The sequence below is a fragment of the Streptomyces sp. NPDC050546 genome (assembly GCF_044457425.1).
In the GTDB taxonomy this organism is placed as follows: Bacteria; Actinomycetota; Actinomycetes; order Streptomycetales; family Streptomycetaceae; genus Streptomyces.
Window position 1 is genome coordinate 82307 of the sequence record NZ_JBITGX010000019.1, and the last position, 13278, is coordinate 95584.

The following is a 13278-nucleotide window of genomic DNA, read 5'->3' on the forward strand; positions in this document are numbered from 1 at the left end:
TCCCGGCTGAAGTACACCCGCGGGTGTGACTCGCGCGTGCATATATGTAAGCCAGGGGAGAGAGTGAGGATCCGCGCAAGGGGAGCCGGATTGTCCGGATCCTCGGACCACACCCCCCAGAGGACTGGCTGATCATGGGCGGATCAGCGCCACGACGGGACAACCACCTGCCGGCCGAGACGACCAGCTTCGTCGACCGGCGTGGCGAGATGACCGAGGGCCGCGAACTGCTGGCCCGCGCACGGCTGGTGACACTGACCGGACCGGGCGGCGTCGGCAAGACCCGGCTCGCCGCGCGCATCGCGGCCCGTGTGCAGCGCGCCTTCCCGGACGGCGTGCGCTTCGTACACCTCTCCGGGCTGCACGACCCGGCGCTCGTCCCGCTCGCCGCCGCCGACGCGCTGGGGCTGCACGACCACTCCGCCCAGCCGCCGCTGGACGCCCTCGTCGAGCAGGTACGGGACCGGCGGCTGCTCCTCGTCGTCGACAACTGCGAGCATCTGGCGGGCGCGTGCGCCCAGCTGGCCGCGGCCCTGCTGCACGGCACCGGGGGAGTCCGGATCCTCGCGACCAGCCGGCACCGCCTCGGCCTCACCGAGGAGCATCTGCTGGAGGTACGGCCGCTGCCGGTGCCCGACCCCGACGGCGACCTGTCCGCCGCCGAGGGCTACCCGGCTCTCACGCTCTTCGCCGACCGTGCCGCCGCCGTCGTCCCCGGCTTCCGCCTCACCCCCGGAAACCTCGCCTCCGTGGCCCGCCTCTGCCGCCGCCTCGACGGCCTTCCCCTCGCCATCGAACTCGCCGCCGTCCGGATGCGCGTCCTCGACGTCGACCAGCTCCTCGACCGCCTCGACGACCGCTACCGCTTCCTCACCACCGGCAGCCCCGCGGCCCTGCCCCGCCACCAGACCCTGCGGGCGGCGGTCGCCTGGAGCCACGACCTGTGCACCGGCCCCGAGCGGACGGTGTGGGCCCGGCTGTCCGTCCTGGCGGGCAGCTTCGACCTGGAGACGGCCGAGGCGGTGTGCGCGGACGACACCGGGGAGAGGGACGCGGGGTGGGAAACGGGCCTGGCACCGGCCGGGGTTCTCCTGCCGGAGGGCAGCACGCCGGGCTTCGGCGGTGGGGCCGGGCGGGGAGGCGCGGCGGGCTTCGGCGGTGGGGCCGGGCGGGGAGGCGCGGCGGGCTTCGGCGGTGGGGCCGGGCGGGGAGGCGCGACGGGCTTCGGCGGTGGGGCCGGGCGGGGAGGCGCGGCCGTGGAGCGCCCGCACACCGCGCAGGCGCTCACCCGGACCACCACGCTGCCGCCGCTCGCCGCCGGACCCGTCACCCCGGCCCCACCCTTCCCCGGACCCGTGACCCCGGCCCCACTCTTCCCCGGACCCGTCACCTCGGCCCCACCCGCCCCCGGCCCGGCCGACGGCATCGCGCCGCCACCCGTGCTGCCCCGCTACCCCCTGACCGCTCTCCGCGCCGGTGACGGCCCTGGTGGCGTGATGGCGCCCGCCCTTGCCGGTGAGCCGCCGTCCCTGGCCGTGCCCTTCCCCGGCGGGGTGACACCGTCCCCAGCCGTCCCCGGCCTCGACGGCGTGCCGCTGCCCCCGGTCGCGGTCGGCTCGTGTCCGGGCGGTGTGATGCCGTCCCTGGGCGTGCCCGTCCCCGGCGGCCGGCATGCCGGGGCCGGACCGGCCGGGCTCCGGACCGAGGACGTTCTCGACGCCGTCGCCGGGCTCGTGGACAAGTCCGTGCTGTGCCGGGAGCCGGGGCCCGGCGCTGTGCGGTACCGGATGCTCGACACCCTGCGGCAGTACGGGCTGGAGCGGTTGCGGCGGACGGCGGGGGAGGAGGGGGCCGTGCGCAGGCGGCAGCGGGACCGGATGCTGCGGCGGGTCGAGGACTGTGAGCGCGGCTGGTTCGGGCCCGGGCAGCCGGAGACGGTCGCCCGGCTGCGCGCCGACCGGGACAATCTGCGCGCCGCCCTCGACTTCAGCCTGTCCACCCCGGGCGAGGAACGCGCCGGACTCAGGCTCGCCGGCACCCTCTGGTTCTACTGGCACGCCTGCGGCGCCCCCCGCGAGGGCCTGTACTGGCTCGAACGGGCCCTGGCCGCGAGCCCCGAACCCACCCGGGAACGGGCCCGCGGCCTCTGGGTCGCCGGACTGCTGGCCGCCGCCAACCAGGACTTCCCCCGGGGCCGCCGCCAGGCCTCGGACGCCCTCGCCCTCGCCCGTGCCCTGGGCGACACCGCCGAGGCCGCCCACGCCGAGTACGTCATCGGCGTCATCCGGCTGTTCGGCGACGACCTGCCCGGCGCGCTACGGCACTTCGAGACCACCGTCGCCCGCGGCCCCGTACCCGGCCAGCACCTGAGCCTCGTAGGCCTCGACCAGGTCGAACTCGCCTGCGCGCTGGGCTTCCTCGGCGAGGCCGACCGCGCCGTCGAGGTCTGCGAGCAGGCACTGCGGCTGTGCGAGCGGCACGGCGAGCAGTGGGTACGGTCGTACGTGCTGCGCATCCTCGCCCTCGCGCACACCGTGCGCCGCGACTGGCCCCGGGCCGAGCGGCACGCCCGCGAGGCACTGCGGCTCAAACACGCCGTCCACGACATCATCGGCATCGCCCTGACCCTCGACCTGCTCGCGTCGATCGCCGCCGAACGCGGCGCCCACCGGCACGCGGCCCTGCTGATGGGCGGCGCCGACCGCGTCTGGGCCGACATCGACACCGGCCGCTGGGGCGCGCACACCCTCAACTCCGTACGCCGGGACAGCGAGGAACGGGCCTGCCGGGCCCTCGGCCGGGACGCCTTCGGGCGGGCCCACCGGCGCGGCGGCGGCCTCGGCCTCGCGGAACTCGTCGGCCAGGCGCTCCAGGAGCCGGCCCGCCCCCGCCCCGGGGACTCCCCGGACCCGCACGACGACACCACGGTCCGCCTGACCCGCCGCGAGACGGAGGTCGCCCGGCTGGTCGCCGAGGGGCTCGCCAACCAGCAGATCGCCGACCGCCTGGTGATCGCCCGCCGCACCGCCGAAGGCCATGTGGAACGCATCCTCAGCAAGCTCGGCTTCAGCAACCGCAGCCAGATCGCCGCCTGGGTGACGGCGCGGCGCTGACCCTCCCGTACCGGACAACCCACCCATCTCCCGAGGGGAACACATGACCGTCCGACAGCCCTCCACACCCACCCCGTTCGACCACCGCATGGCCGTCTTCGACTCCGACGACGACTTCGTGGCCGCCGCCCTGCCCTTCCTCGGCGAAGGCCTCGCCGCCCCCGGCGAACCACCGCCCGTGGCCATCGCCGACCCCCGCAACCTGGACCTGCTCCGGGACGCCCTCGGCGGTGACGCCAAGGACATCACCTGTATCCCGCACACCGACTGGTACACCGGCTCCGCCGCCAACGCCGTCGCCCGGGCCGCCTCCTACCTCGCCGCCCACGCCGGTCCTGGCGGCCGGATCCACCTCCTCATGGAGCCCGTGTGGAGCGGCCGCGCCGGCCGTTCGGCCCGCGAGACCACCGAGTGGATCCGCTACGAGGCCCTCGCCAACCCCCTGTTCGGCCCCATGGCCACCACCGCCCTGTGCGCCTACGACACCCGCACCGCCGGGCCCGCCGTCGTCGCCGCGGCCCGCCGTACGCACCCCGGCACGGAGGTGTACGAGGACCCGGTACGGCTAGCGGCCGAACTCGACGCCGTACCGCTGCCGCTGCCCCCGCTCGACGCAGAACGTCTCGCACAGCCGCACGCCGCGGGCGTGCAGTCCTGGGCGGAGAACCGCGGACTGCCCGCCGCGGACGCCGAACTGTTCGCCACCGCCGTCGCGGAGACCGCGGCGGCCCTGGCCCCCCTCGACGGCACCGCCCTGCTGTGGGGAGAGGCGCCCGCCTGCGTCTGCGAACTGCGCTCGGCCCGCCGGATCGACGACCCGCTCGCCGGCTTCGTCCCGCCACCGGCCACCGGCCCGGAACCCGGTCCTGGCCTGTGGTACGCCCGCCAGGTGTGCGCGTACGTCGACATCCGCGACGACACCGAGGGAGCCACGGTCCGCCTCCAGTACGCCTGACGCCGCCACCACACACCGCCCCCACCTGCACAAGCAGGTAGGGGATCGGGTAGTCCTCCCCCTGCGCCGGACCGCCCCCGGGGATCACCCTGGACCCATGCTGCAACTCTCCGGGCGCCACCTCCCGGACCCCGACGCACGGTACGGTCCGTTCCCCCAGCCACCCCTGGGAGCGGGCCACCTGAGCGTCGAGTACGCGCCCCGGCTCTCCGCCGTCCGCGAGGCACGCGCGGAGGTCCGCAGGCAGTTGGAAGGCTGGGGGCTCGCGGAGCAGGGTGAGGTGGCGGACGTGGCCGAACTGCTCGTCGGCGAACTGGCCACCAACGCCCTGGTGCACGCCGAGACCGGCTTCCGGCTGACCCTCTTCGCCGCGCACGGCGTACTGCGCTGCGAGGTCGCCGACGCGGCGCGCCGGGTGCCGCGGGTGCTGGACGCGGGCACCGGGGAGAACGGCCGTGGGATGTTCCTGGTGGACGCGCTCGCCCAGCGCTGGGGCTGCCACCGGGACGGGCCGGGCAAGACCGTGTGGTTCGAGCTCGGCACGTGCGGGGCGGACGGCTGTGGTCGGCGACAGCCGTGACGCTCCGCTGGGGTGGGCCGTTGGCGGTGCGTTGTGCCGCCTCGGCCTGTCTCCGGGCTGCGGGTAGGGCGTGGTTGCTCGCGCCGTTCCCCGCGCCCCTGAGGGCGATTGCGCTCCTGCCCTCTTGTCGGGACGGGGGCTTTGCGGTTTCTTGATCTGTATGGCCGAGACCACGGATCACACGGGTACGCAGGAATCCCAACCCCGTAAGGCGAGCTGGAAGTACATCGGGCCGGGCATCGTCGTCGCGGCGACCGGTGTCGGCGCCGGTGACCTGGTCGCCACGCTCATCGCGGGCAGCAACTTCGGCTACACCCTCCTGTGGGCCGCGATCATCGGCTGTCTGGTGAAGATCTCACTCGCCGAGGCGGCGGGCCGCTGGCATCTGTCCACGGGACGCACCCTGTTCGACGGCTGGGCGAGCCTCGGCCGCTGGACCACCTGGTTCTTCGCCGTGTACGTCGTGGTCTGGGGCTTCGTCTACGGCGCGGCGGCGATGTCGTCGAGCGCGCTGCCGCTGCAGGCGCTGTTCCCGGACGTGATGGACCTGAAGTGGTGGGGCATCGCCTGCGGTCTGGTCGGTCTGGTCTTCGTCTGGTTCAACAAGTACGTGGTGTTCGAGAAGGTCATGACGGTCCTGGTGGGCGTCATGTTCGTGGTGACGGTGTACCTGGCGATCCGCGTCACCCCGAATCTCGGCGACGCCTTCGCGGGTCTCCTCCCGGTCCTGCCCGACGAGAAGGACTCCATCCTCAACACCCTGGGCCTGATCGGCGGCGTCGGCGGCACCATCACGCTCGCGGCGTACGGCTACTGGGTCAACGCCAAGGGCTGGACGGACACCGGCTGGATGAAGGTCATGCGCCTGGACAACCGCGTCGCCTACCTCACCACCGGCATCTTCGTGATCGCCATGCTCTTCGTCGGCGCGGAGATGCTCCACTCGGCGAACGTCGCGATCGCGAGCGGCGACAAGGGCCTGATCCAGCTCGGCGACATCCTGGAGGCCGAGTACGGCGCGGCTACGGCGAAGTTCTTCCTGATCGGCTTCTTCGCCACGTCGTTCACCTCGCTGATCGGCGTCTGGCACGGAGTGAGCCTGATGTTCGCCGACTTCGTGGCGCGACTGTCGGGCACAGGACAGGCCAAGGGGGAGGAGGTCGCCTCGGGGACGCGCGAACGCTCCTGGCCCTTCCGCGCCTACCTGCTCTGGCTCACCTTCCCGCCCATGATCCTCCTCTTCGAGGGCCAGCCCTTCCGCCTGGTCATCATCTACGGCGTCCTGGGCGCGGCCTTCATGCCCTTCCTCGCGGGCACCCTGATCTGGCTCCTGAACTCGGCCCGCACGCCCAGGGAGTGGCGCAACGGCCCGCTGAGCAACGTGATGCTCGCCGTCGCGGGCCTGCTGTTCCTGGTTCTGTGCGTGAAGCAGGTCTGGGACCAGCCGTGGGCTGACTTCTTCTGAGGCAGGAGAATGGCCGGATGACCCAGCAGCCCCCGCCACCCGGCCCCGGCTTCGGCCCGCCCCCACCGCAGTACGCGCCCCCGCAGCCCTCCTACGCGCCCCCGCCCTCCCCGTACGCGCCCGCACCACCCCCGCCCGCACCACCCCCGTACGCCCAGACCCCGCCCCCGCCCCAGCAACCGGCGTCGGCCGGCCCGGACTTCCTGGCCGTCGACAAACGCAACGCGGTCGTCGTCGACGCGACCGGCGTCGCCTTCGAGTCGTCCGGGCAGACGATCGAGTTCCGCTGGCCCGAGATCCGCGGCGTCCACTACCGGGCGAGCCCCGACGGCAAGGCCCTGATGGTCTCGGTGGTCCACATGGACGGCAGGTTCTACGAGTGCGTGGTGGAGGCCAAGCCCAGGACACGGCTCCAGGAGTGGTTCCCGCAGCTGGCCTGGGTCCTTGGCCACTACCGTCCGACGGGATGAGGTCGCCTGGTCCTACGGCAGCCCGTGCACATGCGGACCCACCGCGTTGGACCACGCGTTGCCCGCGGTCGCGTCCCAGTTGGTCGACCAGGTCATCGCGCCCCGCAGGCCGGGATAGGTCCTGGACGGCTTGAAGGACCCGCACCCCGTGCCCTTGGCCAGGCAGTCCAGGGCGTTGTTGACGACGGACGGCGACACATAGCCGCTCCCCGCGCCCCGGGTCGAGGCGGGCAGGCCGAGCCCGACCTGGGACGGGGCGAGGCCGCCCTCCAGCTGGATGCAGGCCAGGGCGGTCAGGAAGTCCACCGAGCCCTGGCTGTACACCTTGCCGTCGCAGCCCAGCATGGAACCGCTGTTGTAGTACTGCATGTTGACGACCGTGAGGATGTCCTTGATGTTCAGCGCGGTCTGGAAGTACGAGTTCGAGGTCGACTGCATGTCGATGGTCTGCGGCGCCATCGTGATGATCAGCGACGAGCCCGCCTTCGCCGAGAGCGAGCGCAGCGCCTGCGTCATGTAGGTCGCGTTGAGGCCGTTCTCCAGGTCGATGTCGACGCCGTCGAAGCCGTACGTCTGCATCAGGGAGTGCACCGAGTTCGCGAAGTTCGCCGCCGAGGCCGCGTCGTTCACCGCCACCGTGCCGCGCTCGCCGCCGACCGAGACGATGACCTTCTTCCCGGCCGCCTGCTTGGCCCTGATGTCGGCCTTGAACTGGTCGACGGTGTAGCCGCCGAGACCGGCCGAGTCCAGGTTGAAGGTCACCGCGCCCGGCGTCGAGGTGGCGTCAGCGAAGGCGACGGCGATGATGTCGTACTGCGACTGGACGTCGGCGAGCTTCTGGACCGTGGCCCCGTTGTCGAAGTTCTGCCAGTAGCCGGTCACCGCGTGCTTGGGCAGGGCCGGGCCGGGACCGGTCGGCGCGTTCGTCCGGCCCGTCACCGCCGCCGACTTCGGCGATTCGCCCGCCGCGTTGGTCGCCGCGACCTGGAAGGAGTACGACGTGGAGGCCGCGAGACCGGTCACCGTCGCCGAGGTGCCGGAGACGGCCGTCACCTTCGTGCCGTCGCGGTAGACGGTGTACCCCGTTGCCCCCGAGACCGCGTTCCACGCCAGGGACACCGACGAGGACGACGTACCGGAGATGTTCAGACCGCCCGGCGTGGCCGGGACCGTGGGGCCGGGGTCGGTGCCGCCGCCCCCGTCGGGCCCGAACACCGACACGTCGTCCGCGTAGTACGCCGCCTGCCCGTACCAGCCGTGCGTGTACACCGTCACCGAGGTCGTGGACGAGCCCGTCCTGAAGGTCGTCGACAGTTGCTTCCAGGAGGAGGAGTCCGGGGTCCAGGTGGACACGTCCGTGGTGCCCGTGCCCGTGACGCCGAGGTAGGCGTAACCGCCCCGGACCCAGGCGCCCAGGGTGTAGGTCGAGCCGGGCTTCACCCGTACCGTCTGGGCGCACCGGGCGTTGTCCTGCCCCGCCGGGGTCCCCTTCAGCGCGGCCGTGCCGGCGTGCACCGGGGAGGAGACGGCCGTACCGCTGCCGGCGGAACAGGTCCAGTCGCTCAGGCCCGACTCGAAGCCGGCGTTCCTGGCGTTGTTGACGTCGGCGGCGGAGGCCTGGCCGACGGTCGTGAGGGTGAGGGCCAGGGCAGCCGTGACGGCACCCGACCACAGCCGCATGGATCGTCTGTGTCTGGACATGACAAGAAAATGGTCCAGACCAACGGCACTGTCAAGAGGTCCAGACCAACCTGTCGAGCAGCAGTCCCACCGCACAACCCGCCAGCAGCACCCCGGTGGACATCCAGAACGCCAGGCCCGCCAGATCCAGCACCTCCGGCCGCAGCGTCAGCAGCAGCGCCTGTGCCGCCGCCGGAACCGCGCACGCCGCCGCCAGATGCCGCGCCGGCACCTCCCGCCACGGCTCCGGATGCACCCGAGCCGCCGCCCAGGTCGCGAGCACGACACACACCAGGTTCGGCAGATGCACCAGCCCCAGCGCGGCCCCGAACGAACCGACGCCCTCCGGGCCGACCAAGGGGCCGTACACCAGCGTCATCTGGACGTACTCGCTGACGACGAGGACGACGATGCCGACGGCCCAGCAGCGGACGAGAGTCATCGACCACTCCCGAAGATCTCGAAGTAGAGAAGAACCGCGAAGCCCAGTGCGGCCAGGCCGCAGCCCGCGACCAGCGCCAGCGACTGGAGCACCGGGGACCAGCTGCCCCGGCCCGCCACCGTCGCCGTGCGCGCGGGGTCGCGGGGATCGTAGGTGACGGTGACCCGGGCGCCCTCCGTCGTCGACCAGCCCGCCAGGTCCTCGAACTCGACCCGTGTGCCGTCGGCCGTACGGAAGGCGAAGAAGTGCCGCCTGGCGTCGGAGCGGTTGTACGGTTCCGTCTCCACCCGCACGCACTCGCCGTCCGCCCGGACACCGGCGCGCAGCACCCGCGTCACCGTCACCAGCCGGCGCGCGTACTTCCACACCAGCGCGCCGAACAGCGCGACCAGCAGCGTGAGTACGACGTATCCGGCGCCCGGCACCTCCACGGTCAGTGCACCTCGACCGAGTCGATGATCCGGTCCAGGTCCCCGTCCGGCAGGGAGCCCTGCTGGGCGTCGACGCGGACCGCGAAGGTCTGCTCGGACGAGTCGAGACCCGTCAGGATCACGCCCTCGACCGGGGTGCCCTTGGCCGGGCCGCCGTCCTCGCCGGTCGCCTTGAAGGAGAAGTCGATGCGCTTGGCCTCGTCCGTGCCGGCCAGCTCCACGTCCTTCTGGCCCTTGACGTCCGCGCCCAGCTGGATGCCCGCCTCGGCGGCGATCGCGGCCTGCTCGGCGGAGTTCGCCTCGGTGAAGCCCAGCTGCACGGTGATGACCGAGACCTTCTTCCCGTCCTGGGCGCGCACCGCGGCGGCCGCGTTGTGCTTGCCCCGCTCGGCGGCGCTCTGCTCCTCGTACCCCTTCGGATACGACACGTCGACGCCCTTCGTCTTCAGCGTCCCCCAGCCGTCGGGCACGGAGGCCCCGCCGGAACCGGAGCTCCCGCAGCCGGTGAGGGCCACGGCGGTCAGCAGGGCGGCGGCCAGGCAGGCACGGCGGGTCTTCATCGGATCGGGCTCCCGTCTCGTCAGTTCGCACAGTAGCTGTAGGGAAGGTAGGAGCGACCGTCCCCGCGGGGCGCCCCCAGGAACTGGGCATCGGTCAGCGTCTCCGACTTCTTCTCCGTGCTGATCGTCATGCCCAGACTGAGCCCGAGATTCAACTCGAAGCCGTACTCGGCCGCGTTCACCTCGCCCGTGTACGTCATCCGGCTCGACTTGCCCTGGTCGAACATCAGCTGCCCGAAGGGGTCGTCGGCGCCCGGCCGGGCCGTCGGCGCGTGGTCGTCGAACATGTACTGGAAGGGCGTGGCGACCTGCTCGTTGTTGCTGTCCAGCCAGCGCTCGCCGACCGCCCGGTCCTTGTCGCCGGCCGGGCCCGGGTCGAAGGTGACGGTGTTGGTGACGATCTCGATACCGATCCCCGAGTCGGTGCCCTTCACCCCGGCGTTCCCGCCCCGCTTGTCGCCGTCCTGCTTGCCGTTGTCGCCGCCCACCTTGGCCCCGTCCTTCTGGCCGCCCTTCTCGACGGTCCGGGTCATGTCGATGCGCACCAGCTTGTTGGTCTTCTTGTCGTAGGTGACCGTGATGGTGCCGGTCTGCGTCGTGTTCGCCGCGTACTCGCCGCTGAGCGGGCCCGCCTCGTAGCCCACCTTGGAGCCGTACTCGATGGACGAGGAGTACGTGTACGACTTGGTGTTCTTGTAGGCGTTGTCGGTCCAGGTCACCTCCGGGGAGTACTTGAAGGTGCCGCCGAGCGCGGCGCTCAGCTTCTTCTCGTCGCCCGCCGAGATCTTCAGGCCCGCCGACGCCGAGGCCTCCAGGCCCACCTTGCCGTAGGTGATCTTCCGGTTGTCGCCGAGGTTGTCCTTGATGCGGTTCTGGGTGTCCTCCTCGTCCTTCAGCGGCCCCGTCCCGAAGAGGTAGGCGATGCTGTCGCCGAGGCTCGCCTCCGCGCCGCCCGGCATGGTGCGCCGCATCTCGTACATCTGGAGCTTCTCCACGTCGTCCCGGAACCGCTGGGCCTCCTCCGGGCTCTGGAAGACCCAGGTGTCGCCGTTGGTCACCTTGATGCCGAGGCCCAGCTCCACCTTGTCGGCGCCGAACCGGCCCACCTTCATGCCCGGCTTGAAGTCCTTCTTCGCGGCGACGGACGCGGCGTCGGTGAAGGTCAGGTAGACCAACTGGTCGCTGTCGTCGACCTTGCCGTCCCCGTTGACGTCCGTCTTCGCCTTCAGATGCTGCTCCTGGAAGCCGTACTCCTTGCCGATCTCCCAGAAGAAGATCTTCGCCTTGGAGCCCGCCTTGTCGGTGACGGAGGAGACCTGGCACAGCGCCGGCTCGAAGTCGGCGTCGGTGAGCGGCTTGCCCGGCCCGGTCGTGCCCGCCGCGCAGTCGCCGCCGCCCGCGACCTTGCAGACCTGCGCCGCGATCCTGTCGTAGATCAGCTGTCCCACGCCGGTGGCCGAGACCGCGAGCACGATCGCGGCACTGACGACGACCATCCCGAGATACTCGGTGCCGGTCGCGCCGCGATCGTCGAAGACCAGTCTGTCCCTGTACGTCCGTATGTCGCCCCCGCCGGCCATACGGCACCCCTCCTCACCCGAACCACGTTCCCGTGGACGGCGAGCGTAGGGACGCGCCCCCACGCCGGGCGTGGGCCTCAGGGCCCAAACGGAGACCCACCGTCAACGCTGGGCCCTCTGGGCCCACCGCCCAGGCCCCCCCGGGCCCTGACCCCCGACCGGCGAGATGCTCAACCTGCCCCGTTTTGACGCATCTTGTGCAACGACAGTTGCTCTCCAGCTACACAAACGCTGTTCTCCGGTCACAGAGCCGTGGATACAGTGCTGAGGTAGTCACGCAGTGAAGTCACCGAAGTGTGCCGGAGTCACACCGGCGCGCCGACGGGCATGGGGAAACGGGGAGCTGCGCGTGCCAACTGCCATTGCCGTGACGAGTGCCGACATGGCACTGCCGCCACAGGACGAACGCACCCTGCCCGCCGTCGTGCTGCGGGACATCGACCGGCGCCCCCTGGAACAGGCGCTCGCCGAGATGCAGACCCTGGTCGAGCAGCATGGACACGTCATCGTGGTGTGCTCCCAGGCCGCGCCCACCGCAGTGCAGCGCCGGCTGCACACCCTGCGCTCCCTCATGGAGAGCGACCGCATCGCCCTCTTCCGCCCGGACCTGCCCCCGCTCGGACTGGCGGTCCTGGCCCGCCAGTTAAGACAGCTGGCGTCCTGCGACATCAGCCCCGGCGTGCTCGCCTCGGCGGGCCGGCTGCTCGTCCACTACATCCACGCCGGGGCCCTGCTCAACTCCGTCACCCGCCTCGACCGCGTCCCCGTCGGCCTGAAGTCGCACGCCAAGTCCTGGGTCCCGGGCAGCCAGTTCGGTGTCCTCGCCCACCCCGAGCCGCAGCTCGTCAGAATCACCCCCGAAGCCGCCCTCCCCGGCCCTGAGTTCGGCACCTGGATGCTGGTCGCCAAGGGGCAGCTCCAGTCCGACTGGGTCACCGCCACCCTCGCCCCCTCCTGGAAGGTGCAGGGGCTGCGCGAGATCCCGCTGCCGGCCGAGTCGCCCGGCTGGTGGGGCACCGGCAAGCTGATCGAGTTCTGCAGCTATCTGCCCGACCTCTCGGTCCTCTACCAGCTGGTCACGTCCGTACGGCGCAGCAGATGCCACTGGTGCGGCATCGACGTCATCGGCGACCGCTGCGTGTTCTGTTCGGCCACGCCACCCGCCCACGAGAGTCCGCCTCCCAAACAGCTCGAGAACCGAACGGCCGCCGGGTGAGCCCCGACACCGCTCGCCGGCACCGCTCCGATCCCGCCCGACCGCTATCCCCAACGAGGTTGTCCGGTTCATGAATTCCCGTCAGCGCCGCGGCGTGATTCTCCTGATCCTGTCGGTCGTCTGCGCCCTGGGCGCCTTCACCGGCGTGCTCTCCGTCATAGGCGACGTGAAGTCCAAGGTCGGCCCCGAGGTCACCGCCTACCGGCTGAAATCGGACGTGCCGCCCTACACCACGCTCACCACGGGCCAGTTCGAGAAGATCAAGATGCCCGAACGGTGGCTGTCCAACAACGCCGTCACCGATCTGCGGGAGATCCAGGGCAAGATCGCCGTCACGACGCTGCGTTCGGGCTCCCTGCTCCAGTCCGACATGATCGTCCGCCAGCCCGCCCTCCAGCCGGGCCAGCAGGAGGTCGCCATCATGATCGACGCGGCGACCGGCGTGGCCGGCAAGATCACGCCCGGCTCCTCGGTCAACGTGTACGCCACGTTCGAGGGCAAGCGCGAGGGCGACCCCGACCAGTCGAAGATCATCGTGACCAACGCCAAGGTCATCGACGTGGGCGATCTGACCGCGCTGAGGCCGGACGAGAACAACCGCACCCAGCAGCCCACCGACGCCGTCCCGATCACCTTCGCGCTGTCCGCCCTCGACGCCCAGCGCATCACCTACGCCGAGTCGTTCGCCCAGCGGGTCCGGCTCGCCCTCGTCGCGCCCGGCAGCGACACCACGGTCCCGGAGCAGGACCGGACGTACGAACTCGCGAAGGACAAGTGAGAGGCCCG

12 protein-coding genes are annotated in these 13278 nt (G+C 71.7%); 7 read left to right on the forward strand and 5 right to left on the reverse strand.

All coding sequences use genetic code 11. The features are described from left to right. Positions 1 to 134: 134 nt before the first annotated feature. The 5 genes from ACIBK5_RS35955 to ACIBK5_RS35975 all read left to right on the forward strand — a co-directional run bounded on the left by ACIBK5_RS35955 (position 135) and on the right by ACIBK5_RS35975 (position 6583). A complete protein-coding gene (locus ACIBK5_RS35955) occupies positions 135 to 3113 on the forward strand; it encodes a LuxR C-terminal-related transcriptional regulator (RefSeq protein WP_399026399.1) in 2979 nt (992 codons plus the stop codon). A gap of 43 nt (positions 3114 to 3156) precedes the next feature. Then, on the forward strand, positions 3157 to 4068 hold the full coding sequence (locus ACIBK5_RS35960; RefSeq protein ID WP_399026401.1) for an anti-sigma factor RsbA family regulatory protein: 912 nt from the start codon (positions 3157 to 3159) through the stop codon (positions 4066 to 4068). Positions 4069 to 4165: 97 nt separating this feature from the next. Continuing rightward, on the forward strand, positions 4166 to 4648 hold the full coding sequence (locus tag ACIBK5_RS35965) for an ATP-binding protein (protein WP_399026403.1): 483 nt from the start codon (positions 4166 to 4168) through the stop codon (positions 4646 to 4648). A 160-nt stretch (positions 4649 to 4808) separates the two neighbouring features. Continuing rightward, a complete protein-coding gene (locus tag ACIBK5_RS35970; protein WP_399026406.1) occupies positions 4809 to 6113 on the forward strand; it encodes an Nramp family divalent metal transporter in 1305 nt (434 codons plus the stop codon). A 17-nt stretch (positions 6114 to 6130) separates the two neighbouring features. Further along, positions 6131 to 6583 carry a hypothetical protein gene (locus ACIBK5_RS35975; RefSeq protein WP_399026408.1) on the forward strand — a complete coding sequence of 151 codons (453 nt, stop codon included), beginning with the start codon at positions 6131 to 6133 and terminating at the stop codon, positions 6581 to 6583. 12 nt (positions 6584 to 6595) lie between these two features. Here the strand turns inward: ACIBK5_RS35975 and ACIBK5_RS35980 are convergent, their stop codons facing one another. The 5 genes from ACIBK5_RS35980 to ACIBK5_RS36000 are packed head-to-tail and all read right to left on the reverse strand — an operon-like array spanning position 6596 to position 11276. Then, positions 6596 to 8284 carry a chitinase gene (locus tag ACIBK5_RS35980; protein WP_399026411.1) on the reverse strand — a complete coding sequence of 563 codons (1689 nt, stop codon included), beginning with the start codon at positions 8282 to 8284 and terminating at the stop codon, positions 6596 to 6598. A 31-nt stretch (positions 8285 to 8315) separates the two neighbouring features. Next, the gene (locus ACIBK5_RS35985) at positions 8316 to 8705 is read right to left on the reverse strand and encodes a hypothetical protein (RefSeq protein WP_399026413.1); all 390 of its coding nucleotides are present in this window, start codon (positions 8703 to 8705) and stop codon (positions 8316 to 8318) included. After that, entirely contained in the window at positions 8702 to 9136 is a 435-nt protein-coding gene (locus ACIBK5_RS35990) for a DUF3592 domain-containing protein (RefSeq protein WP_399026415.1), read from the reverse strand. Before ACIBK5_RS35990 ends, ACIBK5_RS35985 begins: the two co-directional genes overlap by 4 nt. 2 nt (positions 9137 to 9138) lie before the next feature. Further along, positions 9139 to 9696: a hypothetical protein gene (locus tag ACIBK5_RS35995; RefSeq protein ID WP_399026417.1), complete on the reverse strand. Its 558-nt coding sequence runs from the start codon at positions 9694 to 9696 to the stop codon at positions 9139 to 9141. A gap of 20 nt (positions 9697 to 9716) precedes the next feature. Beyond that, complete coding sequence (locus ACIBK5_RS36000; protein ID WP_399026419.1) at positions 9717 to 11276, reverse strand: Flp family type IVb pilin; 1560 nt, start codon at positions 11274 to 11276, stop codon at positions 9717 to 9719. Between the two features lie 382 nt (positions 11277 to 11658). On the opposite strand from ACIBK5_RS36000, the gene ACIBK5_RS36005 reads away from it, so the two are divergent. Together ACIBK5_RS36005 and cpaB are read left to right on the forward strand one after the other, a co-directional pair. Next, positions 11659 to 12492, forward strand: coding sequence for a hypothetical protein (locus ACIBK5_RS36005; RefSeq protein ID WP_399026573.1), 834 nt, complete (start codon positions 11659 to 11661; stop codon positions 12490 to 12492). A 70-nt stretch (positions 12493 to 12562) separates the two neighbouring features. Next, the gene (gene cpaB / locus ACIBK5_RS36010; RefSeq protein ID WP_399026421.1) at positions 12563 to 13270 is read left to right on the forward strand and encodes a Flp pilus assembly protein CpaB; all 708 of its coding nucleotides are present in this window, start codon (positions 12563 to 12565) and stop codon (positions 13268 to 13270) included. Positions 13271 to 13278: the final 8 nt, after the last annotated feature.